A 25,989-nucleotide genomic window follows, 5' to 3' on the forward strand; every position below is an offset into this window, starting at 1 on the left:
GGCGGGACCGACAGCATTGCCGCCTTAGCTCCAATTGGTAGAGCGCCTCACTTGTAATGAGATTGTTATCGGTTCGAGTCCGATAGGCGGCTCCATAAACGCAGGTCGCCGGCTGTCACAGCAGCCGGGTGAGCAAGTGCGCCACAAGGTCCGGGCCACTGGCGATGCCGGACTATTCTGGTTCAATTCGGCGGTTGCAGCTTTGCGATTTGACTATTCCTTCCGGGATTTAATCTCCAACTCCACAAAGACGGCGGAGCTGGCAGCTTCGACGTTATGTTCGGTCCCGGCCGTGCCCCGGTACACCGACCCTGCGACCTGCGTCATCTCGACGATGGTCCCGTCGGCACTGGTGACGTGGAATTGGCCGCCGGTAATTGGCACCACGACGTAGTCATATTCGTGGCGATGTATCCCAGTCGCAGCTCCCTGCTCTGCGAAGTTCCATGACGTGACACGTATGTCGTCGTCATCGATGGTGGTCGTGGGTGTAGCAGCGTCGGTCTGGTTCATTCGGTACTCCAGCGGTCGGTGTGGACAGGAGAAGGCATCGCATTACGAGTTGATCACGTGACGTGATAATTCAAGATCAGCGCCGTCTCTGACATATGACCCACTCACGGACGTTGCCATACGCTCCCAGCGCGAAGACGCTTGAGGTGGGGATGAACGTGTTTTCGGAACACCCGATGTGGGGACTCGGATACATTCAGAGGGGAATCGCCGGTCAGCCGCTGCTGCGTGGAGCTTCCTCAACGACGCGGGCGTGGGTGCGAAAAGTAGTGTTCGTTATCTGTCTCGCTGCTCTCATGGTGGCCTGTTACCTGGTTATTCACTGGGCTGCCTGACATTTGTTCAGCGTGTGCTTTTTCTTGAGGGGGATGAGACTTGGTGATTGACAGCAACGACCCAAAGGCGGGACCCGCCGTAGACCCTGGGTTGGTAGGCCAGCTGCCCGAGGGGCATATGCATCGCGGGGACGAACACATCGAATTGCTGTCGGCGGGAGCCCAGGAATCTTCGTCAGCGCCGGCGAAGAGAACTCAGCGGACCACGCTGTTTGCGGCTGGTGCGGCCCTGGTGGGAGTGATCGGACTCGCTTTCGCGATCACCGCGGTGAGTAAAAACGATCCGGTAGCTATTGCCGCGTCGCCGGTGGAAACCCAAGTCGTTGATGTTCGTTGGGGAGCACTTCAATTGCCTGCGCCCTGGACGGTGGTTGCCGCGGACGAATTGGCACGTACCTGGCGGTACGGGGAATCCTCGTGCGGTCTGACTCTGACGCACGGTTTCAATCAGCTTCCGCAAGAAGATGCTCGAACCGCTCAGGATGTTGTCGATTACGAGGTCAAGGTCGTTCAAACTTTTCTTCCGGCGGGCACTGATAAGACCGTTTTGGAAAGAAAAGGAACCACGTTCCCTGTCGAGATCAACGGCACCGGCGTTACCCAGACACTCGAATTTGATGGCGCCAGGGTAGCTTTCTACCCAGTCAATGCCGAGGCTCAGGTGTATTCCTACGTAGATGGTGGGCGCGATATCAACGTGATCGTGCTGTGCACCGGCGCGCAGTTCGCGAAAAATTATGATGTCAATTTTGCGCCGGTGATTACAGATCTGATCCTGACTGCAAATGCCCGCTAACAGGCCGCAGCTGCCCTCGTCGTGCCGCGGCTGTGAATGCAGGTGGGGTGTTCACTGAAGCGGCAGTGGTCCCGCTGAAATTCCCACCAAGCTTGCGGTCAACACGGTGCTGGCAGGTGCCTGGACGTAACACTCGGCGTTGATATCGAAACCGAGCAGTGTGCCCGTTGCGCCTTGCCACGTGGCGGAATTTCGCGAGTAACTCATCTTAAGATCAAGCCGGCCCGCAAACGTCGGGTCGGCGGTGGCCATCAGTTCTTTGCTGATAGCGGTGCACCGTTCTTTCATGCCGTCCTCCGGCACATACACGGGAAACCCTTCCGCGCCATCGGCAGTGCTATCTGAGGGAACGAAACCGTAGAAGCGGCTGAGGTATTCGCGCTGATGGGGTTCGGTGCAGCTAATCCGCTGTAGCCCGTCAGATGAGTAGCAGTCGCCGAAAGCCGACGGGGTGAGATCGCGCTCGAGTATGTCCTGCAATTTTCCGGAGTAGGGAGCGGCTGCGTAAGGCCCGGCTACGCAGACGTGCCAATCCCACTTGGTGGGTGCGCTGGCTACAGGACCTGAGGTCTGCGACCAGATCAGGTCACGACCAACGGGGTTCCAGGAGTCGTGTGTGGCCCTAAATAGACCGAACCTGTTGAGTTGGGCGGAGGTATGCAGCAGGGCGACGGCCGGGAGGGAACACGGGTCCGAGGCGGACGGATCGGGGCCGATCCCGTCAGCGCGCCACGCAGCGGTTACTTCGACGTCATGCGGTTGGTCGCACGCAATGACGCTGCGGGCCGGCATTTCCAGGCACGAACCGACAGGGGGAGGTTCCGGTAGCGCCGCCCTCACACCTTGTCCGGGCAAGCCGGGGTAAAGCAGGCGCGACCCCGTGAGAACCGCCAGGGCACACGCGATGACGATGAGGGCGCCCATCCGTCGGTGCATACGGCAAGCGTAGCTGCAGTGAAAGTGGCGTCCCGGGGGATTGGAGCCTGGTCAGCTTGTTCTCCGCGTTTGGCCAACGTCAGTCGGTCTCTTCTTCCGGTTCAAAAGTGCTCGGATCGGCCGAGGCTCCGATTCCGGCTCCTGTCAGCGTGTTGGGTACAGAACTCCCTTCCGACTCCGTGTTTGGATGGTCGTTCGTGGTTTCGGCTTCAGTGGGATCCGTCATTGCGAGCTTCTTTCCGTTGGGGGTAGTGCAGGCGCAGTGCTGTTGTAGTACCCGGCTCGGGCCGCGCTCTAACCCAACCGAGTGGCTGCGCCGTGTGCCCGGTGGTCCTCGTGGAAGAATCGCGAGGAGGTGGCGTCGCCCCATTCTTGGGTCTGCGCGGATAACGGGAAGAGTGCGCGAAATGAGTGTGTCAACCGAACGGATCTCGCAGGTCCTCGCTGGCGTCAATACCGGCTTGTTTATCGGCGGATCATGGCGATCGACGCCCAATACCGTTGCGGTGGAGGACCCTTCGACAGGCGAGGTGCTCGCCGAGGTCGCGGACGCTACACCAGCGGACGGGTTGGACGCCCTTGCCGCGGCAACAGAGGCTGGCCCAGCGTGGGCGGCAACGGACCCGCGCGTCCGAGGCGAGATTTTGCGTAAGGCGTTTGATCTCATGACCGCTCGCGCCGAAGACTTTGCCTTGCTAATGACATTGGAAATGGGCAAGCCCCTCGCCGAGGCAAGGGGCGAAGTCGCCTACGGCGCCGAGTTCCTTCGGTGGTTCTCCGAGGAGGCGGTGCGGATTACCGGCACCTACTCCGTCGCGCCCGCTGGCGGCACCAGGCTCCTCACGATGCGCCAACCGGTGGGCCCCTGTTATGCAGTGACGCCGTGGAACTTCCCGCTAGCGATGGGCACGCGAAAAATTGGACCAGCCTTGGCTGCGGGATGCACCATGTTGGTGAAACCCGCGAACCAAACACCGTTGACGATGCTGGCTTTCGCGTCGTTGTTGGCCGAAGCAGGCGTACCCGACGGAGTGGTCAACGTCATCACCACGTCACAGTCCGCCGCTGTCAGCGAACCCATCATCCGTGATCCGCGCTTGCGCAAGCTGACCTTCACCGGGTCCACTGGAGTAGGACGTGCATTGATCGAGCAGTCTGCCCAGCAAGTGCTGCGGGTGTCGATGGAGCTGGGCGGCAACGCGCCGTTCGTGGTTTTCGGGGACGCAGACCTTGACCGCGCGGTGAACGGCGCGATGCTGGCCAAGATGCGCAACATTGGTGAGGCCTGCACTGCCGCAAACCGTTTCATCGTTCACGAGTCGGTTGCCAAGGAGTTCGGTGCACGACTTGCGGAGCGAATGGGGGCGATGAAGATCGGGCGTGGTATTGACGACGACGTGACTGTCGGCCCGCTGATCGATGCGAAAGCTGTTGCCAAGGTCCAGGAGTTGGTGGCCGATGCCACGGACCGCGGCGCAAAGGTTCTCACCGGCGGCAACACGGTGGGGGATCGCGGCTATTTTTATCAGCCGACGGTACTCGTCGATGTCGACACCCAAGCGCAGATGTTCCGCGAAGAGATCTTCGGCCCGGTCGCACCCATCACCACTTTCAGCAGCGATGACGAGGGTGTGACCTTGGCAAACGATACCGAATACGGTTTGGTGGCATACCTGTTCACTGAAAATCTCACCAGAGCTTTGACGGTTGCCGAGCGTCTCGAAACAGGAATGGTGGGAGTTAACCAGGGCATCGTGTCCAACCCGGCCGCACCGTTCGGCGGGATCAAAGCCTCGGGGGTGGGCCGCGAAGGTGGCGCCGAGGGCATCAACGAATACTTGGAGACGAAATACGTGGGTATCGCCCTGTAACGCGATCCGGGCCGCACCTAAAACTTCCCGCGGCTAGCGAAAGCGTCGCGGGAAGTTTTTCACTCAGGTCGGGCAGCGAAGCGGCGCAGGCGGAATCCGCCCCCGACCAGCATCATCCCGCCGGCGAGGGCAAAGAAGCCGAAGAACCGCATGAAACCGACCGCACTGGATAGTGGCGCGAAGACCATCACGAGGCCAGCCACCACTGCGAGCACGCCAAGAGCGGCCAAGAAGATCCAATGGGGGGCGCCGACACTGCGCGAGCGCAGCGCAAACCCGATGGCGGATACCCCTGCCAGGGCGGTGAAAATACCAAAGATCACCAAAATTGCTGCCACTACCGACGCGGGCCAGATCACGGCGAACAGCCCAAAGGCCGCCAGCACCACACCTTGTCCGAACCACCCGGTACCGCGCGACATGCTGGTGCGGTTCCGGTAGCCGAAGCCGACAGCCACCGCGCCATCGACAATGGCGTAAACCCCGAAGATGGTCACCACGGCCTGCAAAGAAGATCCGGGAAGGATGATGGCCAGTACTCCGAAGAGGGCCATCAAAGCGCCGCGCAGAGCAAACATCCACCACACTCGCCCAGTGTTTACGGGGAAGCTCGTCACGGAATCACCTTTCAGCGGGCCTTTCTGGGGCGCTACAAGTTATCGAGGCGCCATTGCGCATCGTCGGATTCGGCGATCTCGCCGTCATCATCTACGGAGAAGTCGCCGATCTGACCGATTCCCATCAGATCCGGGTCCAGCATGGCTTTCTCGTCCCGGCGGGTCGGCAAAATATTAGCTACGTAGGATTTGACGGCGTCAGCGATGCTGACCTCTACGCCGGCGGCCTCGGAAAGGAACCAGCGGTGTTCCAACACTTCATGAAAAATTTCAGCTGGTTCTAGCTTTTCGTTCAATTGTTGCGGCACCGCTTCGATTACGGGCTCGAAAATATCGGTGAGCCAGTGCTGGGCAACGGTGTTCTCGTCGGCGTCGGTCTCGGGCATTACCGCCCGAGACCGATAGTTGTCCAAATCGTTAAGGATGCGTCGAGCCTGGTTTTCCTGCACCTTGAGACCGGTCAGTTCAGACAGGCGACGCCGATGATGGCCGGCTTCGACCACCTGTGTTTGAACCAGCACGTGTGGATTACCGTCGACCTCGTTGATGTTGAGCTGCCCCACGTCATACCCGAGCTCGTTGAGGCGGCGCAGGCGCTGCTCAATGCGCCACCACTCGTTCTCTGGCAGTGTCTGCTCGACGGTGAGCTCGTTCCAGAGGCTTTCGTACCGCTCCATCACAGACAGCGCGGTTTCCATCGGGTCAACGTGATCGGGGAGCAGCCCGGCCATCTGTAGGTCGAGAAGTTCCCCCGCCAAGTTGGTCTCGGCGATGTCCAGGTCGTTCATCCGCTGGCCCTTGGAAAGGACATCGCGCATGTCGCCGGTTTCAGCGTCGACGAGATAGGCGGACAGCGCTCCGGCATCGCGGCGGAAAAGTGTGTTGGACAGCGAGCAGTCGTTCCACGAGAAGCCGACCAGATGCAGGCGCACTAGTAGTTCGGCGAGCGCGTCTAGCAGTTTGGGTTCAAGATCTGGGTCGATTCGCCGGGAGTACAGCGCCCGGTAAGGCAGTGAGAACCGCAGATGTTTGGTGACAAGCGCTGCATCCAAAGGGGTGCCGTCAGCTGCGACGCGGTTCGACACCACTCCCACGGCCGTGACGCACGGGATGCCTTTCTTGGCCAGATCACGCAGTAGCGCATATTCGCGCTCGGCGAGGGCCGGAAAGATTTCTTTGATGGCGTAGACAATGCCGCCGATGCGGGCGAACCGAACGATGTGTCGGGAAATTCCGCGGGGCAGGCTGACCAAGATGTCTTTCGGCCAGTCTTCGAGCGGGGTCGTCCACGGCAGGGTCAGGAGGTCTGTCGGGTCGGGGCCCGATGAAAACTGCATGCGCACCGCATAAGCGTGGCACACCGGGAGCCCTGCGGGGGTGACGAACGCACCCGGCAGCGGATCAGGCGGTGCGGTAGGCGGTGGCCGCCGCGCTCAACGCGGTAAAGAGCCGCAGGTCAGTTCCTGTCTCTGGGTGCCATTGGACGCCGACCCAAAATTTCCTTGTCGGGTTCTCGAAAGCTTCGACGATACCGTCGTGGCTGTGGGCAGAAGCTCGAAATCCAGGATGGTTGTCCACCGATTGGTGATGGTGGCAATGCGCGAGCGCACTCTCGCCGAGCAGCGCTGCGACCATCGTCCCGGGAACTGTTGTCACCGGATTGTCCTGGTAGGCACCGGGTCCCGGGGAGTGGTCGTCAGTGCCCACCACATCGGGCAGGTGCTGGAGCAGCGTGCCCCCCGCGTGCACCGCCATCATTTGCATTCCCCGGCAAATGCCCAGGGTAGGTAGGTCGAGGTCGGCCGCGGCATTGAGCAATGCCAGCTCGGAAACGTCGCGGTCGTCGCGCCACCCTGCGGTGGGCGGCTCCGGATCGCGTCCGTACCGCGAGGGGTTGACATCCGCCCCGCCAGCAATGACGAGGCCGTCGAGCCTTCCGACCACCGAGGCCACGTCATCAGCGATACCGAAAGGGGCGAGCAACACCGGTGTGCCACCACCCGCCGACACGTGATGGGAGTACGCAGCGGGCAGCAGAGTGGCCTGAACGTCTTTCCACTGTCCCCACGACGCCGGTTCCCGATACATCGAAATCCCGATTACCGGCCGCGCTGTGCCCACTGCGTACTCCCTCATTGTTTCGTATACCGACCCGGCCTAGTTGGGGGTGACGTAGGCCCCAGAGATGCCGCCGTCAACCAAGAAGGTTGACGCTGTAATGAATGTCGACTCGTCGGAGGCGAGAAAGAGGACCGCGTTGGCGATCTCGTCCGGTTCGGCGAAGCGCCCGACCGGAATGTGAACGAGCCGGCGCGCAGCCCGCTCCGGGTCCTTGGCAAAAAGCTCCTGCAGGAGCGGCGTGTTAACCGGTCCGGGACAGAGCGCGTTGACCCGGATGCCTTGGCGGGCAAACTGAACGCCCAGTTCACGAGACATCGCGAGCACGCCGCCTTTGGACGCGGTGTAAGAGATCTGCGAGGTGGCTGCGCCCATCACTGCGACGAACGAGGCCGTGTTGATAATCGACCCGCTGCCCTGTTCGATCATGTAGGGCAGGGCCGCCTTGCAGCAGAGATACACGGAAGTCAGGTTGACATCCTGTACGCGCTGCCACGCTTCCAGGCTCGTTGTCAGGATGGAGTCGTCGTCGGGAGGGGAGATCCCCGCGTTATTGAAGGCGATGTCCACGGTGCCGTAGGCCTCGTTCGCCGCCTTGAACAGTGCGTTGACCTCGTCGGCGTTCGTGACGTTGGTGTGTACGTAGAGCCCGCCGAGTTCGTCGGCTATGCCTGGGCCGCGGGCGTCGTCGAGATCGCCGATCACGACCTTGGCGCCTTGGGCTGCAAACTTACGGGCGGTGGCTAACCCAATACCGGAGCAACCGCCAGTGATGACGGCGGTTTTGCCTTCTAAACGTCCTGACATGGTGTGTGTGTACTTCCTTTCAGAGGGGGCGCTTCAAGAACTTTCGATGGGAGCTTCAGGAATTGCTGATGAAGACATTTTTAACTTCGGTGAACGAGCCCGTGGCGTCCGGCCCGAGTTCACGTCCGATACCGGATTGCTTGAACCCGCCGAATGGGGTCCAGTAGCGGACAGACGAGTGCGAGTTGACGGACAGGTTGCCGGCTTCGACACCGCGAGAAACGCGCAGGGCACGCCCGATGTCTCTGGTGAAGATGGAGCCGGAGAGGCCGTAGTCGGTGTCGTTGGCGAGCCGGATGGCGTCCTCTTCGTCGGTGAATGGCATGACGGCGAGGACGGGTCCGAAGATTTCCTCGGTCCACACGGGATCGGTGAACGAACGAGGGAGCACGACGGTCGGTGGGTGCCAAAACCCTGCGCCAGCAACCGAACTGCCCTGGAATGCTACATCGGCGTCGGCCACATATCCCTGGACGGAGGCGAGTTGCTTCGCAGTGATCAACGGTCCCATCTCGCTGGCCGGATCGCTCGGGTCAGTTACTGAAAAAGCCTTGACCGAGCTTTCGAGCAAACTCAAAAACTTGTCGTACACGCTGGCTTGCACCAGGATTCGTGACCGTGCGCAGCAGTCCTGGCCAGCGTTGTCCAGGCCAGCACCCGGCGCTGCAGCCGCTGCCGCTTCCAGGTCGGAGTCGGCGAAAATAATATTGGCATTTTTACCGCCCAATTCCAGGGTGATGTTTTTAACCTGGTTGGCCGCCCCACGCATGATCTGCTTGCCGACATCGGTGGAGCCGGTGAAGCAGACCTTTTTAACCATCGGGTGATCGACAAACCTCTGTCCTACTACGGACCCCTTGCCTGGGATGACGGTGAACACGCCCTCGGGGATACCCGCTTCAAGAGCGAGTTCACCCAACCGGATGGCCGTGAGGGGGGTAACTTCCGCTGGTTTGAGGACCACGGTGTTGCCCGCCGCGAGAGCGGGGGCGAAACCCCACCCCGCGATCGGCATCGGGAAGTTCCAGGGAACGATGATGCCGACGACGCCAAGCGGCTCGTAGAACGTGATGTCGATGCCGCCAGCGACGGGGATCTGCCTGCCGGACATCCGCTCTGGCGCGGCCGAGTAGTAGTTGAGTACGTCCCGAACATTGCCCGCTTCCCAGCGGGCATTGCCGATGGTGTGGCCAGCATTCTGAACTTCCAGGTCGGCGAGTTCGTCGATGTGAGCTTCGACGACACAAGCGAACGCGCGGAGCAACCGAGCTCGCTCACCGGGCGCTAGGCCGCGCCAGGTGAGGAACGCCGAGGCTGCCCGTTCAATGGCAGCGTCAGTTTCTTCGGCACTGGCCAGCGCGACGGGGCGGAAGTCGGCGCCCGTGGCGGGGTTAATGGTGGTGAAAGTGCCACCGGCGGTGAAGTTCACGGTTTCTTACAGCCTTTCAAATCCGCGGCGGAGTTCCCAGTCGGTGACGGCAGCCTCGAAGGCGGCCAATTCGGTATCCGCCGCATGGACGTAGTGTTCCACGACATCGTCGCCCAGAGCGGCGCGGGCCACAGCGGAGGAGTTGAACAGATCGCGTGCCTCGCGGAGTGTGGTGGGCACCTTCGGTTTGCCGCTGGCGTAGGCGTTTCCGGCAGTCGCTTCCTCCAAAACCAGGCCTGACTCGATACCGTGCAGACCACCCGCCATCATTGCGGCAATCGCCATGTATGGGTTGACATCGCCTCCGGGCAAACGGTTTTCGAGCCTGGCCGCCTGGCCATTGCCAACCAGCCGCACCGAGCACGTCCGGTTGTCCAGTCCCCACGCCACAGTGGTGGGGGCGAAGGAGCCTTCGGCAAACCTCTTGTAGGAGTTGATGTTTGGCGCATACAGCAGGGTGAACTCGCACATGGTGGCTAAAACCCCGGCGATAAACTGCTCGTACAGCGCGCTCCGACCGCCGGTATCTGAGTCAACGAAGACCAATTCGCCGTCCAGTCCGCGCAGCGAGAGGTGAATATGGCAGGAGTTGCCCTCTCGCTGGTCGTATTTGGCCATAAAGGTCAAAGACTTCCCGTGGTTCGAGGCGATTTCCTTGGCGCCGTTTTTGTAGACGGAGTGGTCGTCGGCGGTGGTCATCACCTCCGCAAATCGGAAGGCGATCTCGTGCTGGCCAAAGTTGCATTCGCCTTTGGCGGACTCGACGATGAGGCCAGCGGCGTACATAGAGTTGCGAATATCGCGCAGCAGCGGCTCGACGCGGGTGGTACCCAGAATCGAGTAGTCGACGTTGTATTGGTTGGAAGGCGTCATGTTGCGGTAGCCGGAATCCCACGCCTGTTCGTAGGTGTCCTCGAAGACGATGAACTCCAGTTCCGTCCCGGCAAAGGCTTTGAACCCCGCAGCGGCGGCGCGGTCAACCTGTTTTTGCAACACTGATCGTGGTGACGGCGGAACGAGTGTGCCATCGAGCCATGTCAGATCGCACTGGATCATCACCGTGCTGGGGATCCACGTCAGTAACCGAATGGTGTCGAGGTCGAGTCTGAAAATCATGTCGCCGTAACCGGTTTCCCAGGACGAGATGGCGTATCCGGGGATGGTGTTCATCTCGACGTCCACCGCGAGGAGGTAGTTGCAGCCCTCAGTGTTGTGGCCGAGCACATCGGAGAGGAAGAACGGGGCGTGCAGACGCTTGCCCTGAAGGCGGCCCTGCATATCGGTAAACGCCACGACGACCGTATCGATTCCTCCGTCGTTGATCAGGTCGGTCAGAGCGTCGATGGTGAGCATTCGAGTGCTGCGGGGGTGTTCGGTCATCTTCAGCGGAACCCTTCGAAAGAGCGGGTGTTGCGTCATGCGCGACACGTACGTGAAATTCGCAACCAGCGGCACAAATGATGAAACACCTGTGCCGCTGGCTGCGTCGAAGCGGGGGTCTGACTACAGCACCTTCTCGCCCGGGGAAGTCGCGACGGGAGCGGCGAGGGTGATCTTGGGTCCGGTGAACCAGTTCTTGACGGAAAGGTGCCAAGAGATCCACAGGACCAGCAGCGCACCTCCGACTAACAGTGGCGTGTAGTTGACGTACTTCCACTCGAACGAGGGGTCCCAGGGCATCCCGCCGGCGCTCGTGGGGAAGAGGGCGACGACACAAGTAACCGCAATTTCGACGAGTGCGACGGGCGCCATCCACTTGTACTTGTTTCCGAGATTCCATGCGCCGACCTTGAATTTCGAACCCATCCTCCAGCGAAGGTAGATCGGGATGGCAAAGCAGATGTACAACCCGACTACACCGATGGACACCACTGCGAAGAACGCCACAGGCACGGGTGCACCGTTGATGTCGACAGCAACGAGCGCGGGCAGCGTGATAATCGCGGCAACCACAGCCGACAACATGACGCCGTTCGCGGGTACCTTGTTCTTGCTCAGGGTTGCCCACACCTTCGCGGCGGGAACAGCACCGTCGCGGCTGAAAGCGAACAACATCCGCGAAGCGGACGTCAGACACGCCATGGTGCAGAACAACTGGCCAGCGGCGGAGATGAGCAGCACGATTCCGGCCACCTGTGACGTAAGGGCCTGACTGAAGATGACGGCGACGGCCCCACCACCGGCTGAAACGCCATCCGCGTCCTGGACAGCAAACAGGAAAGACAGCAACAGGATCCAACCGCCGATAGCGGAATAGAAAATCGATCGCCAAATACCCTTGGCAGCCGCTCCCGCAGCGCTCTTCGTCTCCTCCGAAAGGTGAGCCGAGGCGTCGTAACCGGTGATGGTGTACTGCGTCAGGATGGCAGCCATCGGCAGCACGTAGAACAGGAATCCAGCTCCGCTGGTCTCGCCGCCAAACAATCCGGTGTTGTTGATGGTGCGGGCAAAGACATCGGAGAACGATGCGTGGTGATCAGGCACAAAAATCAGGATCAACACCACAACCGCTGCGCCAGCCACGTGCCACCACACCGAAATATTGTTGATGATGGCGAGCAGGTGGCTCGAAAAGATGTTTATTGCGGCTGCCAATATCAACACCATCAAGAAGATGATGAAGACCCGCGTAAGCGAATAACCCTGTGCCCACGAGTCGCTAAAGGTACTCAAGGTGAGGTCGAGGAAAGTCGCGCACCCGTAGGCGACGGAGGCGACGATCGCGATCAAACCGATCAGGTTGAGCCACCCGGTGTAATACCCGGCCTTGGGGCCGCCGAGTTTGGATGCCCACCAATAGATCCCGCCCGAGGTGGGGTAGGCGGACACCAGCTCGGACATACAGAATCCGATGATCAAGATGAATGCCGAAACGATGGGCCAACCCCACGCAATAGCAGCGGGACCGCCGTTGTTCCAGCCCAATCCGAAGCTGGTGAAGCATCCCGCCAGGATGGAGATGATGGAGAACGAGATCGCGAAGTTAGAGAAGCCCGACCACGAACGGTTCAGTTCCTGCTTGTAACCGAGGGACGCGAGATGTCTTTCGTCATCGGTGAGTTCGGGGACACCTGACACGAGGTACTCCTTTTGCTGTGAATGGTCACCGCGGTGCTGCTGCAACCGCAGGTACATCAAATGCCGGGCTGGTGGCCCTGATCAGGTCGACCCGCTAGCCACGTCCAACCAATCCGCAAAATGAGGATCGGTGAAATCGGCGATGGCCCGGTCGTATTTTTCTAAGCCCCACTGCCAGAAATCGAAGTCCATTTCTGAGGTGCTGTCCTGAATCGACGCCCAGAGCATCCAGCCGTATTTGGCCATCAGCGCCTGCAGGCGGGCCCGAGCAATTTTTACCGGGTGGTGTCCGCCGAAGTAATCGGTGACGAGCTGGATCAAGCTCGCCTCGTCCAGATTCGCTTCGCTCCAGATGTTGCCCAACTCGAAACACGGATCATTGTTCCCGGCGTATTCGTAGTCGATCAACCACAGCTTGGTCCCGTCGTCGATAAAGTTTGCGGCCAACAAATCGTTGTGGCAAGGCACGGTGGCAACCGGTCTCGCGTTCAGAGATTGCCAGATCCTGTTGACGTGGGGAGTGAACTCCATGTATCGATCAGGTAAACGAAACCCTCGATGCTGCACCAGTTGTAGATAAGAACGCTGCAAGCTGAACATATCGAAAGTGCCGGTAAATCTTGGCCCGGCGTGCAGTCGCTGACACGCGTTCGCGATTCGAGCCAACATCTCCGGCCGCCCAATGTCGGCATCCGTCAGAGTGTGGCCTTCGATCCATCGAATCACCAGGAGTCCCTGCCCCGGAAGGTATCCGACGACTTCAGGGGCGACATCGGCTGCTGCGGCAGCCTTCGAGTTTTCATATTCCGATTGGCGGTCGATGCTCAGCAGTTCTGTTTGGGGGCTTGACACCCTCGCTACATAACTGGCATTCCGGGTCGTCACCCGATAGTTCTGGTTCGTCAGTCCGCCGGGCAGCGGAGAGATCTCGCGGCCGGGATCATTGAGTGCCTCAATGGCATCGAGCCTTTTCTCAAGATCGGCAGAAAGCGGCGCCTTGCCCACAGTCGGCACCGCACCACCTCCGAATTTCGCTGGGGATGTGAACTCGGGCGAATAGGTATTCCCCAGAGGTAACGAGCGGAAGCGTAGGCCAGTCAGGGGCAATGAGTCCAGAGTTGGCGCGCAAAAAGATTTGTAGTTTCGAAAACGCCATTCGGTCTAGACCTAAAGCCCTGATCTGACTACGGTAAGCGCAGAACGGCACCCGCTCGTCGCGCTTCATTTCGTTGCCATCGGACTCAAAGGATTGCAAATGCAGCAAGAATCAGCTGTTCAGACCCAAAGTGACGTGCCCACGTCCGCCCGCATCGTCATCATCGGCGGCGGAGTGGCGGGTGCCAGCATCGCCTATCACCTGGCGGAGGCGGGCGAGAAAGATGTGGTGCTGCTTGACCGCAACGAGCTGACGAGCGGATCGACATTTCACTCTGCTGGGCTAGTCGGTCAATTGAGATCTGACCCCACGCTGACCCGAATGAATATGTATTCGGTAGAGCTCTACCGCAAGCTGCAGCAGGGCGACCACCCGCCGAGCTGGGTGGAAAGCGGCGGCATTCGGTTAGCTTCAAGCCCAGCCCGATTGGAAGAGATTCGCCGACAAATGAGCTGGGCCAGCACGTTTGGATTGCCACTTGAGGAGCTTTCGCCGACGCAGGCTCAAGAACTTTTCCCGCTGATGGATACCGCTGGTGTGCTCGGCGCCGTCTATCTCCCCACTGACGGCTACCTCGACCCCTCCCAGCTGTGTTACTCCCTGGCCGCGGGCGCACGAGCTGGCGGCGTCCGAATCTTCACCCACACCAGGGTTCTCGGTGTCGTGGCCGAGGGGGGCCGAGTGCGGAAGGTGCGGACCGACCGCGGCGACATCGAGTGCGAGGTTGTGGTCAACTGCGGCGGAATTTATGCGGCTGAAATCGCCAGGATGGTCGGCGTCCGGGTGCCGATTGTGCCGATGTCGCACCAGTACGTCGTCACCGAAGCGTTTTTACCAGTTGCTGAAAAGGTCCTGCCGTCGGTGCGCGACCCCGACCTGTTGGTCTATTACCGGCCCGAGGGTCGTGGCCTGTTGATGGGCGGCTACGAACGGCACAGCGAGCCATGGACAGCCACGGCTAATTCCTATGACGCGGTGCCGGCGGACTTCAACGCGAAGCTGTTGCCGGAGAATTGGTCTCGGTTCGAGGAGATCACTCTGAACTCCGCAATTCGCGTTCCGCAAATGGCAGATGTCGGCCTGCGCAAGATCATCAACGGGCCCGAAGCATTTACCCCGGATAACGAGTTCTGCCTGGGAGAATCTGAGGTGGGCGGCTTCTTCGTCGCTGCTGGATTCTGCGCACACGGGATCGCTGGTGCTGGCGGCGTGGGCGCATTGATGTCGGAATGGATCCTGCAGGGCGAACCCTCCATGGATGTCTGGCATATGGATATCCGCCGATTTGGCAAGCAGTACCGATCTCCGGCGTTCACGCTCGCCCGGACAGTAGAAAACTACGAAACCTATTACGACATAAAGTATCCCAATCACGAGTTGACTGCGGGCCGGCCTCTGCGAACGTCGCCGGCTTACAGCTGGCACCAAGCGCATGGCGCGTTTTTCGGGGAAAAGAGCGGCTGGGAGCGAGTCAACTATTACGAGTCCAACGCAGCCCGTGGTGATGAATCGCTACGTCCCCGGGGGTGGGCAGGCCAGAATTGGTCGCCAGCCGTTGGCGCCGAACATGTGCAGACGCGAGCTGTGGCAGGACTTTTCGACGAGTCGTCATTCGCAAAGTTAAGTGTGACGGGAGAAGGTGCAGCGGCGTTCCTGGAGTGGGTGTGCGCCAACAAGGTCGCGCGCGCAGTAGGCAGGGTCACCTACACCCAAGCACTGAACGCGCGGGGCGGAATTGAGTGTGACTTCACCGTGACGAGGGTCTCACCGGAAGCGTTCTTCATCGTCACGGGCACGGCCTTCGGCAATCATGATCTTTCGTGGTTGCGCAAGCAGGCGGCGGCCAGGGGGGCCAGTGATGTTGAAATCAGCGATATCACCGGACAGTATGCAACTTTCGCCCTCTGGGGTCCGAAGTCGCGGGAGATCCTCCAAACTTTGACCCCCACTGATTTGGGGATCGACGCGTTCCCGTTCATGTCCGCTCAAGAGATAACCGTGGGCAACGTCCCGGTGCGCGCTCTGCGCGTGACCTTCGCTGGCGAGATGGGCTGGGAGTTGTATGCCTCCAGCGAATATGGCGCAGGGCTTTGGGCGATCCTGTGGGAAGCGGGAGAACCGCAGGGGGTGATTGCCGCAGGTTATCGGGCCATCGACAGTCTCAGGCTTGAGAAAGGTTACCGAATTTGGAGTACCGACATCACCCCGGAGACAAACCCGTTTGAGGCAGGACTGGGATTCGCAGTGAAGCTCGATAAGCCCGGGGGCTTCCTTGGGCGCGACGCTGTGGCAGCAGTGAAGGCTGCGGGCGTGGCACGAAAACTTTGCTGTATCAGGCTATCTGACCCATTGTCAGTGGTGCTGGGCAGCGAGCCCGTGCGGGTGGCAGACGAAGTGGTGGGACGCGTCACGTCCGGTGGCTACGGCTACAGCGTCGAAGCCTCCATTGCTTACGCGTACCTGCCGGTTGCCTTTGCCGAGCCTGGAACCTCGGTGGAAATTGGAATCTTCAGCCTATGGGTCAGCGGAGAAGTATCAAGCGAGCCACTCTTCGACCCGAACGGAAGTAGGATCACCGCGAGCTAGCGCAGCGTACTGATTCCGCTGCGCACGGAAATCCGAATTTTGTCCGGCCGGAATAGGTCTCTCGCGTATTCGATAGGAAGACCCGCGGCGGTGCTCGCGGTTCTTTCCACCAGCATTACCGCATCAGAGGCCGACGCCTGGAGGAGCTGCGCCTGGATCGGTGTCAAAATGGCAGGCTCTAGGAACTCGACTGCGGTGGTTGGCTCCTGTTGATAGCTCTTAACCAACAGCTTGTACAGCGACCCCGTGAGCCGATGGTCGAGTAGGTCAGGGAAAATCGCAGCGGGAAAGTAGGAATGTTCAAGGGCCAGCGGTGCGCGTTTGGCAGACCGCACGCGGACTACCTCGTGAACCAAGGCGCCCGGAGCGAGGGCAAGTGCCTGGCACATCACGCGTTCCGCGCGGATAGTCTGGGCCCGAACAACTTTGGCGCTGGCTCGGAGCTGGGCTCGCCTGAGTTGTTCAGTGAAACCTGCAAATCCTGTGAGGTCACAGTCGATTTTGGGTTCGGTAATGAACGTGCCACCGGTGCGGCCCCGCAGGCGTTGCAGAACACCCCGAGACTCGAGCTCTGCCAGCGACTGTCGGAGCGTCATACGGCTGACGCCAAAATAGTCGGCCAAGTCGGCTTCGCGGGGGAGCCGATCACCTGCAACCAAGTTTCCGGCGCCCAGGGCCTCGCTGAACCACCGTTCAATCAATAGGTGAGCGGCGACACGAGAGCTGCGATCCAGGTCGGGCGGAAGAGCAAAAACTGAGTGCCCACCGGCAATCGACATAGCGTCCCTTCCGCCCAGATTGCCGGTGACCGGCTGCGTGGGTCCGACCGTACTCGCAGCTAATCGCCGTGCGCCTGCAGGCCCCCTTGGAGTTAATCCCCGGTTATCCGTTATCGAAACGTGACCTACGTCATGTCTGCACAACCTAGCCCGAGGGTCGTACGTCTTTCTAGCTCCATGCGAAACCAGGGCCGCATCGCGGCTGCCAATCCGAACCTTTGCGAGATCAACCACTCATGCCACGCTTGTTTTTTCGTCATACAGCCACCGCCGATCCAACCACCGCCGCAGTGATGGGTGAGATTCCAGGGCCTCTCGGGGATGGTGATGTTGTCAGCCCTGCAGCGACAAACGATCGCCCGCATTTAGAATTCTCGATGACACAGATGGTGGCCGGAACGGCCGCTGCTACCACCGCCGCGCTTCTGGGCTCCAGGCTTGGTGTGGCCGGAACTTTGATCGGCGCCGCGTTGGCCTCGACTGTCAGCATGATCGCCGCCACGATCTACGGCCACAGCATCAGAGCAGCCCGCTATCGGATGAAGCTTTCGGTCGCCGCCCGTTATCAGTCGGAGAGGGAGTTCGCCCAGGCGCACACCGGACCACTCGTAATTATGGAGCGGGAGGCTGTGGCTTCGCAGTCCACACGCTCGAGGCGGGGCATGGGGAGGCTCCCGGTGCTGGCGATGGCGGGCATAGGGGCTTTCGCCGCATTCGCCCTGTCGATCGTCCTCATCACAGGTTTTGAAACAGCCAGCGGCGGCTCGGTGTCGGGAGGCCAGCCCGGAAGATTGACCGTCTTTGGCGGCCAGAGCGCCGCAGCATCGGATACATCTACCTCCGGTGGCCCCCAGGGCGGCTCGAAAGGCGTTGACAGGTCACAAGTTGACGGGTCCCGGGCTGATTTGTCCCGGGTTGATAAGTCGCAGGGGGAAAACCTGTCGTCTGGCAGTGCGCCCGCAAGTTCAAACCCGATAGCTACCGACACCGGCACGCAGGCCGTCGCACCATCCGAATCAAGCGATACTCCCGCCACCGCCACTGGCGCCGATTCTCCCGAAACCGCACCAACAGGGCCGGTGGCAACGAGCCCGGAAGCGGGAATCGAAGCCCCGACCGCTCTGGCCCTCACGAGCCCCGGAGCGGCAATCGGAGCGCCGACAGCTCCTGCCACAACGAGTTCTGCCACAACGAGTTCTGCCACAACGAGTTCTGCCACAACGAGTTCTGCCGCAACGAGTTCTGCCACAACGAGTTCTGCCACAACGAGTTCTGCCGCAACGAGTTCTGCCGCAACAACTCGCGCAACAACTCGCGCACCGGCCGCTGGCGCCCCCGCCGCGGGTTACGGAACGCCGTAATCGGCGCGTCGGATCGCGACACGGTAGATCTGCTGGACCAATTGGGCTCGGCATGATCTGATGAACGAGCGAATGACATCACTGTGGTTCGTCGGTCAGGAGGTCCCCACGGGATCACCGTCGGCGGTCCCAGCGGAAGGAAACAGATGAACCACGCGGCAACTGCCGAAAGCCTTGCAGAAGGTACCGAAGCATCCGGACTGACCAGGGTGGAGCGGGAAGTTCTCGGTTTCGAAAAGCAGTGGTGGCAGTTTCCGGGCACCAAGGAGAAGGCGATTCGGGAAATCTTCGACTTGTCGCCGACTAGGTATTACCAGGTGCTGAACGAAGTGATCGATAAGCCAGCAGCGCTCGCGGAGGATCCGCTCTTGGTCCGACGGTTGCGTCGCCTGCGCGCTGCGCGCCAGAAGGCACGCTCGGCCCGTCGCTTCGGCATCGAACTGTAGCGGGCGTTCTGTAGCGAGCGTCCTGTATTTTACTCCGGGCTGTGCCCATCGGTTGCTGTGCCTACTAGTCGGTGCGCCCTGCATTTTTCACCAATCCCGGGCTGAGCTTGCACTCGGAACCCTCAGCACTGATCACCCACCCGTCACCGAAGCCTGCGACGCCCGCCTGCGCGAGCGCGCTTCTCAACCGGCAGCGCGGGTGTGCCGTCGGGTAACCTTCCGGCAACGCGAGCGCGCCGCGGCACCCGAACGTTGAGGCGCATCCGACGACCCGACGGCCGTGTCGAACGTGTCGAGCTCTTTTCTTGCCACAGCTGGGGATTGGCCGCAAGGTAGCGGTATCTGTATGAGGAGTAGGGCAAGTGCAGCAGATAGGCCAGCAAGCCAACCAGTGTTGTGAGCTGCGGTTCGAAGAAGAGGAACACCACCGCAACAACCATCAGCACGAGAAGCGGCACAAAGTAGGCAGGCGACACGCGCAGCGACTTCAGTGCGATGGTGGGAATGCGCGACACCATCGTGAGACCCACGAGCACGGTCCACGCCGCCACTACCCATATCTGGCTGAAGAAGGACGGACCAAACTGAACGTAGGCAAGAATCGGCGCCATTGCTAAGAGCGCCCCGGGGGGAGACGGAACTCCGGTGAAAAACCCTTTGGTGAACGGTTTGGGATCTTCGTCCTCAAGCAGTGAATTAAATCGCGCCAGCCGCAATGCGGTGCATACGGCGTACACCAAGCAGCTTGCCCAGACCAGCCAGGAGTACTCGGTAACACCGAGCCCACTGTGAACCTTGGTCTGCCAGATGTAGAGCAAAACGGCAGGGCAAATCCCAAAGCCGCTTAGGTCAGAAAGTGAATCGAGCTCCGCTCCTACCCGGCTGGCGGAGTTGAGAAGCCGTGCAGCCGGACCGTCGAGGGAATCCAGGACAGCAGCGGCGCCGATACAAATCATGGCATTCATCCACTGACCCTGCAGAGCGAAAACGACACTGGTCAGGCCGGTGGAGAGAGCTAGAACCGTGATGGCATTGGGCAAGAAGCGAACCCCGGGATACGCGCTCATAAAGCGGTGAAAGTTGCCGCTGCCCGCTGCGAAAGATCAGCCAACATTGTCTCCCCGCCGATGGTCCGCTGGCCGATAACCACCGTGGGTACGGCGCCGACCGGAAGGTAGGTGTCAACCCGCGAACCGAATCGAATCAGACCGTACATCTGTCCGGCGCGAACCTTTTCACCCTGATGGACGTCGCACACAATCCGGCGCGCCAGCAAACCCGCGATCTGGACGACCACTATTTCTGTGCCATCCGCGGTGGTGATGAGAAGTGAGTTGCGCTCGTTGTCCTCAGAGGCCTTATCGAGGTCGGCAGAGAGAAACTTGCCGGGATGATAAGCGGCTTTGGTCACAGTGCCGCTAATGGGAATTCGTTGCACATGTACGTCAAGGACCGACAGGAAGATCGACACTCGGGGCCGCGGGGCGGCGCCAAGATTGAGCTCGGCGGGTGGCACCGCGTCTTCAATCAGCGACACAACACCATCGCCCGCGGCGAAGACGAGGTCAGGGCGCTGCGGCGTGACCCGCACGGGAGCGCGGAAAAATGCGGCGCAGCCAGCGGTTGCCAACAAGCCCAGTCGAGTCCACACCTTTCCCGCTGTTTTAAGGCCCACCGCGCGAAAGAGGCTGCGCACCAACAGGGTTGCTCCTGCGACGCCGAACACGATGGGTCGACCACCCGGATGCATCGGCGGAACCGACGAGCGAACCAAAGAGGCTATATGGGCGATGGAGCTGGGTGTGTGGTCGTCGGCCATGGTTGGTCCGGCGGTCCTTTCTTTCGCTGCAGGGGAGATCCTCGAGTAGCGCGCGCGCACCCGCGGATACATCCCCGCGGGTACATCCCGCGGATAAAACACGGCGACCGAAGACGGCCGCCACGCCTAAGCGCACCTCAGTGTCCCACCATTGGCACGCTCGTGCGCGAGACTCGCGCCGCCGATTCCATGCCTAGGCCATTCGGGCACTACCGTTTGTCAGCATGGCAGCCGATCCGCAAATTCTCACCGCAGTGCAGGCCCGTGGCGTCGTTATGCCGATCGGCGGTGCCGAAGACAAGGTCGGCCGCATGACGATCCTGCGTGAAGTGGTGCGGCTGGCTGGGGGGCCTGCGGCGCGGATCGTTGTTATCTCCACCGCGTCCTCGTTGGGCGATGAAATCACGCACGCTTACCTACAGCTCTTTGCCCAGATTGGTGTCACCGATGTGGTGGGGATCCGTCCGGAGAGCCGCGATCAAGCAGGCGACCCGGGCTTGGTGGCCGCGGTCGAACGCAGCACGGCTATTTTCATGACGGGCGGAAACCAGGTCAAGCTGGCCACCGTCGTCGTGGGCACAGCGTTGGGAGCGGCCATCGTCGAGGCTAACTTGCGCGGCGCTGTCGTCGCAGGAACCTCAGCAGGAGCCAGTATCTGCAGCCGTCACATGGTCTCGTTTGGGCCTGGGGGAACCACGCCCAAATTCCGAATCGCGCACGTGTCTGAGGGTCTCGGCCTGCTCGCCGACGTGATTGTCGACCAGCACTTCACCCAACGCAACCGATTTGGTCGGCTCTTCGCCCTCGTTGCGGCGAATCCGGGGCAGTTGGGTGTGGGCGTCGACGAGGACACGGCGGCCATCATCGATTCAGCCGGCGTCCTCGAGGTGAAGGGGCGCGGGGTGGTGACCGTGGTGGATGGCGGTGACGTTGTTACCACTGCCTATACGGCCACCGGCACGCAGCCGCTGATGATTTCGGGCCTGGTGCTGCACACGTTGCCCCGCGGTGCGAGATTCGATACCCGGAGCCGAAAGCTATTGACCGCACCAGGTTTGCCGGACCAGCAGGATCTCACCGGGACCCCTGTGGTGACGACGCTGGCCGACGTCCCGGTGGGTACTCGCCCGCGGACGCGCCGGATCGCGGCTGAGGGCGCGCATATGACGACCGAGCAGTTGCGTCGCCGCAGTGTCTGACCTTTTTTCTAGCAACGACGCTTCCAGCGAGCTAGCGGCCCCCTCTGGCCAGGTACTGTCGCCTCAACGACGATTGCAATCTGCCTGAGAGGTTTGCGCAATGACCGATCTGCCCCGCGCCATCACTATCCGTGAAACCAGGGTGTATCGGGGGCCGAACTACCATTCATACGATCCGGCTGTGCATATGACGGTCGACATCGGCGCTTTGGAATCGGAGCCGACTGATCTGCTGCCCGGCTTCACCGAGGGCCTGGTCGCGCTGCTGCCCGGTCTAGCTGAACACCAATGCTCGCGGGGCCGCGATGGCGGATTCCTCGAGCGTCTCGTCGAAGGCACGTGGGTAGGTCACGTCGCGGAGCACACCGCTTTGGAGATCCAGCGGACCGCTGGCCACGAGATCACCAGGGGTAAAACACGTTCCACCGGCGAGGTGGGCGTGTACAGCATTGTTTACGGATACCTCGACGAAACCGTAGGCACGCTCGCGGGCAAGTTGGCGGTGCGCTTGGTCAACTACCTTGTGGACCCCAACACCGAGGCAACCCACGGTTTTGACTTCCATGCGGAGCACGAAGCGTTTCTGCTGACGAGCCAGCGGGTGGCATTTGGACCCTCGACCCAAGCAATCCTCGACGAGGCTATTGCTCGCGACATCCCTTGGCAGCGAATGAATTCCGCATCACTCATTCAACTGGGACACGGTGTCCACCAGCAGCGCATTCGCGCGACGATGACCTCATTGACATCGTCGCTGGCAGTAGATATTGCCTCCGATAAAGAACTCACCAATCGACTTTTGGCTGCGGCTGGCCTGCCGGTGCCAGCCTCCGATGTGGTGCGCACCGTAGATCGTGCTGTCGACGTCGCAGCGAGCATCGGATACCCGGTAGTGGTGAAGCCACTCGACGGCAACCATGGTCGTGGAGTAGCCATTAACCTGCGCAACGAAGCCGAAGTTCGCGCCGCATTTGACGAGGCCTACGACCAATCGCGGCGGGGCTATGTGCTCGTCGAGTCCTTTGTCACCGGCAAGGATTATCGCGTGCTGGTGGTCGGCGGCAACATGGTGGCCATCGCCGAACGGGTGCCCGCACACGTGATCGGTGACGGAATCCACAGCGTCACCGAGTTGGTTGACATCACCAACTCGGACCCGCGCCGCGGTGTGGGGCACGAAAAGGTTTTGACCCGAATCGAAGTCAACAACGGGGCCATTGAATTGGTGCGCGCCCAGGGCTTCGAAATGACCGATGTGCCCAAGGTCGCCGAAATGGTGAAGCTGGCGTTGACCGGGAATATGTCGACCGGAGGAATCTCGATCGACCGCACCTTCGAGGCGCACCCGGATAACGTTGATATTGCAGAGGAAGCGGCTCGCGTGGTCGGGCTCGACATCGCTGGCATCGACTTTATCTGCCCGGATATCACGGCTCCGGTCCGTGAAACAGGCGGCGGAATATGTGAAGTCAACGCCGCGCCCGGCTTCCGAATGCACACCCATCCCACCATTGGCGAAGCGCAGTACGTAGCAAAGCCGGTGGTGGACTTGATGTTCCCACCGGGAGCCCCGTCACGCATCCCGATTGTTGCGGTGACCGGCACCAACGGAAAGACCACCACCAGCCGGATTATCGGCCATATCTTCCGCGCTATCGGGAAGAAGGTGGGCATGACGTCCACCGACGGCGTCGTCATTGACGATCGGTTGGTGATCCGTAGCGACGCCTCCGGGCCGCGCAGCGCCAAAATGGTATTGCAAAACCCGCGCGTCGATTTTGCCGTGTTCGAGGTCGCTCGAGGCGGAATTTTACGTGAGGGTCTGGGCTACACCAGAAACGACGTTGCCGTTGTTCTGAACGTGGCCCCCGATCACCTGGGTCTGCGCGGCATTGACACCGTAGAACAGTTAGCCAGAGTCAAGCGTGTAGTGGTGGAAGCAGTGCCCAAGAGTGGCTCCGCGGTGCTGAATGCGGACGACCCGTTGGTGGCCGACATGCGGCGGCACTGCTCGGGCGAAATCGTTTGGTTCTCCGTCAAACCCGATAATCGCATGGTCGCCGACCACAGCCGCCGCGGTGGCAAGGCGGTGATCCTGGAAAAGGGTGAGCTGGGGGACCAAATTGTGTTGGTTCATGGCCGCCGGCGGATGCCGTTGGCCTACACGCACTTGCTACCCATCACCTTCGGTGGCAAGGCGCTGTTCAATGTGCAAAATGCGATGGCGGCTGCCGCTGCCGCCTATTGTGCTGGCGCGAATCTGCACGATATCCGGAGTGGGCTCAGGTCTTTCACTTCGTCGTTCTACCAAGCGCCGGGTCGGATGAACTTGACCGAGGTTCAAGGCATCAAGGTCATTGTCGACTACTGCCACAACGTCCCCGCGATGGAAGCGCTGGGCGCATTCGTCGACAGGTTCTTCGAAGATTTGGGGTCCATCGAACGTCCGCAAAAGATCGGCGTGATCGCCACCGCTGGCGATCGCCGGGACCAGGATATGCGCGACCTTGGATACGAGGCGGCTAAGCACTTTGACCGCATCATCATCCGCGAGGACGAACGGGGGCGTGGCCGGAAACTAGGCGCCACCGCCGACTTGATCCTTGAGGGCGCCCGGCACTGCCAAGCAGAAGCAGGCAGGGTCAAGGAAGTCGAGATCGTGTTGGATGAAATTGAATCCACGAAAATAGCGATGCAGTGGGCGAACCCGGGTGACTTGGTGGTCCTATGTGTAGACCGCGCCCGCGCGGTGTGGGACGAACTGCAGTTGATAGGCAACCTCGCACAGGCAGGGACCGACGAAACCTGAGGAGGGTGGGGCGCAGCCGAAACCTGAGGAGGGTGGGCGCAGCCGAAACCTGAGGAGGGTGGGCGCAGCCGAAACCTGAGGAGGGTGGGGCGGGAGCCGAAATGGCCCCCGCCGCGCAGCGTTATAGAAGCCAGACCTCTGCCTGCTCGCCAACTTCTAGCCGTGTCACGTCTTCACCCAGCACGAGGATTGCGTCAGCGCCGGCAAGCCAGGCCAGCAAATGCGAACCTGGGCCGCCCCACGGCTTCACGGTGCCCGCGACGGTGTCCAGCAGCGCCCGCCGAAACTGGCGTTTGCCTGGGGGCGAGTCGACGGCTTCCGAGACAGGAACGGTAATAACGGGTCTGGCGGCGCTCCTGTGCCCCATGGCTTTGCAGATCGCAGGACGCAGGAAAACCTCGAACGAAACGTACGCCGAAACGGGATTGCCCGGGAACGTGACAACCGGCACTCCACGAACCATCCCGGCGCCTTGCGGCCCACCCGGCTGCATGCGGACTTTGACAAAGTCGACGCCTTGGCCAGTGAGTGCGTCCTTCACCACTTCGTAGGCGCCAGCAGAGACGCCCCCGGTGGTAAGCACTAGATCAACGTCGTCTGCAGCGGATGACAATCGCGAGTTAAATTCCGCGGCATCATCAGGAACAAACTGCAGAACCGTTGGAACACCGCCGATTTCGCGGATGGCGGCCGCGAGCATGGTGGCGTTGGATTCGTAAATTTGACCGGGGCCAAGTGGATTGCCCGGTGCGACGAGCTCGGTGCCGGTAGACAGGACCAATACCCGGACCGGTCGGAACACGTCGACGGACGTCAGACCCAAAGCTGCCGCTACGCCGATCTGGGTAGCTCCCATCACCGTGCCGCTGGTCAGCACCACCGCGCCGGCGGTGACATCTTCGCCGCGGCGGCGGAAATGCTGGCCAGCGGGGGCAGCGTCATTGATGGTGACGAAAGCCGTTCCACCATCGGTGAACTCGACCTGGACGATGACCTCGGCGCCCTGGGGGATCGGCGCCCCCGTCATTATCCGGGCTGCTGTCCCAGGGGTCAATGGCGTGGAGTCTGTCTTCCCAGCGGGGATGTCGTCGGAGACAGGCAAGGTCACCGGCAACGCGGTGATGTCGGCCGAACGCACGACGTACCCGTCCATCGCAGAATTATCGAAGGGCGGGAGGTCAATAGGGGCAAGGAGATGAGTTGCCAGGACCAGCCCAGCGGATTCGGCGAGCGACACCGAGATGACGGGCATCCGGGGGAGGAGGTCGGAGATGACCTGTTGGTGTTCTTCAACGGAGCGCATAGATTTTCCGATCCTCGTGCGGGGCAGGTCA

The 25,989-nt window shown here is 61.0% G+C and carries 22 protein-coding genes and 1 tRNA gene; 8 read left to right on the plus strand and 15 right to left on the minus strand.

Annotation, left to right across the window (positions count from 1 at the left end; genetic code table 11):
* The first annotated feature begins 18 nt into the window (after window positions 1-18).
* A tRNA-Thr gene (locus EH165_RS02675) sits at window positions 19-95 on the plus strand.
* A gap of 118 nt (window positions 96-213) precedes the next feature.
* On the opposite strand, the gene EH165_RS02680 is transcribed toward EH165_RS02675, so the two are convergent.
* On the minus strand, window positions 214-513 hold the full coding sequence (locus tag EH165_RS02680) for a cupin domain-containing protein (RefSeq protein ID WP_124797910.1): 300 nt from the start codon (window positions 511-513) through the stop codon (window positions 214-216).
* A gap of 378 nt (window positions 514-891) precedes the next feature.
* On the opposite strand from EH165_RS02680, the gene EH165_RS02685 reads away from it, so the two are divergent.
* On the plus strand, window positions 892-1,644 hold the full coding sequence (locus EH165_RS02685) for a hypothetical protein (protein WP_124797911.1): 753 nt from the start codon (window positions 892-894) through the stop codon (window positions 1,642-1,644).
* 51 nt (window positions 1,645-1,695) lie between these two features.
* Here the strand turns inward: EH165_RS02685 and EH165_RS02690 are convergent, their stop codons facing one another.
* On the minus strand, window positions 1,696-2,580 hold the full coding sequence (locus EH165_RS02690) for a hypothetical protein (RefSeq protein ID WP_124797912.1): 885 nt from the start codon (window positions 2,578-2,580) through the stop codon (window positions 1,696-1,698).
* 79 nt (window positions 2,581-2,659) lie between these two features.
* Window positions 2,660-2,806 (minus strand): hypothetical protein, encoded by a 147-nt coding sequence (locus tag EH165_RS15300; protein WP_164479092.1) that lies wholly within the window; start codon window positions 2,804-2,806, stop codon window positions 2,660-2,662.
* 181 nt (window positions 2,807-2,987) lie between these two features.
* Here EH165_RS15300 and EH165_RS02695 point away from each other — a divergent pair, with 181 nt between their 5' ends.
* Window positions 2,988-4,451 (plus strand): NAD-dependent succinate-semialdehyde dehydrogenase, encoded by a 1,464-nt coding sequence (locus tag EH165_RS02695; protein ID WP_124797913.1) that lies wholly within the window; start codon window positions 2,988-2,990, stop codon window positions 4,449-4,451.
* A gap of 59 nt (window positions 4,452-4,510) precedes the next feature.
* On the opposite strand, the gene EH165_RS02700 is transcribed toward EH165_RS02695, so the two are convergent.
* From EH165_RS02700 to EH165_RS02735, 8 genes are all read right to left on the minus strand, one after another.
* Complete coding sequence (locus tag EH165_RS02700; protein ID WP_124797914.1) at window positions 4,511-5,068, minus strand: HdeD family acid-resistance protein; 558 nt, start codon at window positions 5,066-5,068, stop codon at window positions 4,511-4,513.
* Window positions 5,069-5,100: 32 nt separating this feature from the next.
* Entirely contained in the window at window positions 5,101-6,405 is a 1,305-nt protein-coding gene (locus EH165_RS02705) for a DUF4032 domain-containing protein (RefSeq protein WP_124800255.1), read from the minus strand.
* Window positions 6,406-6,469: 64 nt separating this feature from the next.
* A complete protein-coding gene (locus EH165_RS02710; protein WP_239020670.1) occupies window positions 6,470-7,189 on the minus strand; it encodes a gamma-glutamyl-gamma-aminobutyrate hydrolase family protein in 720 nt (239 codons plus the stop codon).
* A gap of 36 nt (window positions 7,190-7,225) precedes the next feature.
* Complete coding sequence (locus tag EH165_RS02715) at window positions 7,226-7,993, minus strand: 3-oxoacyl-ACP reductase (protein WP_124797916.1); 768 nt, start codon at window positions 7,991-7,993, stop codon at window positions 7,226-7,228.
* A 55-nt stretch (window positions 7,994-8,048) separates the two neighbouring features.
* Window positions 8,049-9,422 carry an aldehyde dehydrogenase family protein gene (locus EH165_RS02720; protein ID WP_124797917.1) on the minus strand — a complete coding sequence of 458 codons (1,374 nt, stop codon included), beginning with the start codon at window positions 9,420-9,422 and terminating at the stop codon, window positions 8,049-8,051.
* 6 nt (window positions 9,423-9,428) lie between these two features.
* Window positions 9,429-10,802, minus strand: a complete 1,374-nt coding sequence (locus tag EH165_RS02725; protein ID WP_124797918.1) for a glutamine synthetase family protein — start codon at window positions 10,800-10,802, stop codon at window positions 9,429-9,431.
* 123 nt (window positions 10,803-10,925) lie between these two features.
* Window positions 10,926-12,500, minus strand: coding sequence for an amino acid permease (locus EH165_RS02730; protein WP_239020671.1), 1,575 nt, complete (start codon window positions 12,498-12,500; stop codon window positions 10,926-10,928).
* Between the two features lie 81 nt (window positions 12,501-12,581).
* Window positions 12,582-13,514, minus strand: coding sequence for a choline/ethanolamine kinase family protein (locus tag EH165_RS02735; RefSeq protein WP_164479093.1), 933 nt, complete (start codon window positions 13,512-13,514; stop codon window positions 12,582-12,584).
* 241 nt (window positions 13,515-13,755) lie between these two features.
* Here EH165_RS02735 and EH165_RS02740 point away from each other — a divergent pair, with 241 nt between their 5' ends.
* Window positions 13,756-16,242 (plus strand): GcvT family protein, encoded by a 2,487-nt coding sequence (locus EH165_RS02740; RefSeq protein WP_164479094.1) that lies wholly within the window; start codon window positions 13,756-13,758, stop codon window positions 16,240-16,242.
* On the opposite strand, the gene EH165_RS02745 is transcribed toward EH165_RS02740, so the two are convergent.
* Complete coding sequence (locus tag EH165_RS02745) at window positions 16,239-17,021, minus strand: GntR family transcriptional regulator (RefSeq protein WP_124797921.1); 783 nt, start codon at window positions 17,019-17,021, stop codon at window positions 16,239-16,241. The genes EH165_RS02740 and EH165_RS02745 overlap by 4 nt on opposite strands.
* Window positions 17,022-17,398: 377 nt before the next feature.
* Here EH165_RS02745 and EH165_RS15305 point away from each other — a divergent pair, with 377 nt between their 5' ends.
* A complete protein-coding gene (locus EH165_RS15305) occupies window positions 17,399-18,382 on the plus strand; it encodes a hypothetical protein (RefSeq protein WP_164479095.1) in 984 nt (327 codons plus the stop codon).
* Window positions 18,383-18,528: 146 nt separating this feature from the next.
* Window positions 18,529-18,828 carry a DUF3263 domain-containing protein gene (locus EH165_RS02755; RefSeq protein WP_124797922.1) on the plus strand — a complete coding sequence of 100 codons (300 nt, stop codon included), beginning with the start codon at window positions 18,529-18,531 and terminating at the stop codon, window positions 18,826-18,828.
* Between the two features lie 143 nt (window positions 18,829-18,971).
* Here the strand turns inward: EH165_RS02755 and EH165_RS02760 are convergent, their stop codons facing one another.
* The gene (locus EH165_RS02760; protein WP_124797923.1) at window positions 18,972-19,895 is read right to left on the minus strand and encodes a CDP-alcohol phosphatidyltransferase family protein; all 924 of its coding nucleotides are present in this window, start codon (window positions 19,893-19,895) and stop codon (window positions 18,972-18,974) included.
* The gene (locus tag EH165_RS02765; protein ID WP_124797924.1) at window positions 19,892-20,647 is read right to left on the minus strand and encodes a phosphatidylserine decarboxylase; all 756 of its coding nucleotides are present in this window, start codon (window positions 20,645-20,647) and stop codon (window positions 19,892-19,894) included. Before EH165_RS02765 ends, EH165_RS02760 begins: the two co-directional genes overlap by 4 nt.
* Window positions 20,648-20,871: 224 nt before the next feature.
* Between EH165_RS02765 and EH165_RS02770 the strand changes: the two genes are divergently transcribed.
* Window positions 20,872-21,846 carry a cyanophycinase gene (locus EH165_RS02770; protein ID WP_124797925.1) on the plus strand — a complete coding sequence of 325 codons (975 nt, stop codon included), beginning with the start codon at window positions 20,872-20,874 and terminating at the stop codon, window positions 21,844-21,846.
* Between the two features lie 100 nt (window positions 21,847-21,946).
* Window positions 21,947-24,655, plus strand: a complete 2,709-nt coding sequence (gene cphA / locus EH165_RS02775; RefSeq protein ID WP_124797926.1) for a cyanophycin synthetase — start codon at window positions 21,947-21,949, stop codon at window positions 24,653-24,655.
* Between the two features lie 121 nt (window positions 24,656-24,776).
* Here cphA and moeA read toward each other — a convergent pair whose 3' ends face one another.
* Window positions 24,777-25,958: a molybdopterin molybdotransferase MoeA gene (gene moeA, locus EH165_RS02780; RefSeq protein ID WP_124797927.1), complete on the minus strand. Its 1,182-nt coding sequence runs from the start codon at window positions 25,956-25,958 to the stop codon at window positions 24,777-24,779.
* Between the last annotated feature and the right edge of the window lie 31 nt (window positions 25,959-25,989).

The organism is Nakamurella antarctica, from assembly GCF_003860405.1.
GTDB lineage: Bacteria > Actinomycetota > Actinomycetes > Mycobacteriales > Nakamurellaceae > Nakamurella > Nakamurella antarctica.

Coding starts and splice junctions, on each gene's coding strand:
- EH165_RS02680 (WP_124797910.1), bottom strand. CDS start 513: ATGAACCAGACCGACGCTGCTACACCCACGACCACCATCGATGACGAC.
- EH165_RS02690 (WP_124797912.1), bottom strand. CDS start 2,580: ATGCACCGACGGATGGGCGCCCTCATCGTCATCGCGTGTGCCCTGGCG.
- EH165_RS15300 (WP_164479092.1), bottom strand. CDS start 2,806: ATGACGGATCCCACTGAAGCCGAAACCACGAACGACCATCCAAACACG.
- EH165_RS02695 (WP_124797913.1), top strand. CDS start 2,988: ATGAGTGTGTCAACCGAACGGATCTCGCAGGTCCTCGCTGGCGTCAAT.
- EH165_RS02705 (WP_124800255.1), bottom strand. CDS start 6,405: ATGCAGTTTTCATCGGGCCCCGACCCGACAGACCTCCTGACCCTGCCG.
- EH165_RS02715 (WP_124797916.1), bottom strand. CDS start 7,993: ATGTCAGGACGTTTAGAAGGCAAAACCGCCGTCATCACTGGCGGTTGC.
- EH165_RS02725 (WP_124797918.1), bottom strand. CDS start 10,802: ATGACCGAACACCCCCGCAGCACTCGAATGCTCACCATCGACGCTCTG.
- EH165_RS02740 (WP_164479094.1), top strand. CDS start 13,756: ATGCAGCAAGAATCAGCTGTTCAGACCCAAAGTGACGTGCCCACGTCC.
- EH165_RS02745 (WP_124797921.1), bottom strand. CDS start 17,021: ATGTCGATTGCCGGTGGGCACTCAGTTTTTGCTCTTCCGCCCGACCTG.
- EH165_RS15305 (WP_164479095.1), top strand. CDS start 17,399: ATGACACAGATGGTGGCCGGAACGGCCGCTGCTACCACCGCCGCGCTT.
- EH165_RS02755 (WP_124797922.1), top strand. CDS start 18,529: ATGAACCACGCGGCAACTGCCGAAAGCCTTGCAGAAGGTACCGAAGCA.
- EH165_RS02760 (WP_124797923.1), bottom strand. CDS start 19,895: ATGAGCGCGTATCCCGGGGTTCGCTTCTTGCCCAATGCCATCACGGTT.
- EH165_RS02765 (WP_124797924.1), bottom strand. CDS start 20,647: ATGGCCGACGACCACACACCCAGCTCCATCGCCCATATAGCCTCTTTG.
- EH165_RS02770 (WP_124797925.1), top strand. CDS start 20,872: ATGGCAGCCGATCCGCAAATTCTCACCGCAGTGCAGGCCCGTGGCGTC.
- cphA (WP_124797926.1), top strand. CDS start 21,947: ATGACCGATCTGCCCCGCGCCATCACTATCCGTGAAACCAGGGTGTAT.
- moeA (WP_124797927.1), bottom strand. CDS start 25,958: ATGCGCTCCGTTGAAGAACACCAACAGGTCATCTCCGACCTCCTCCCC.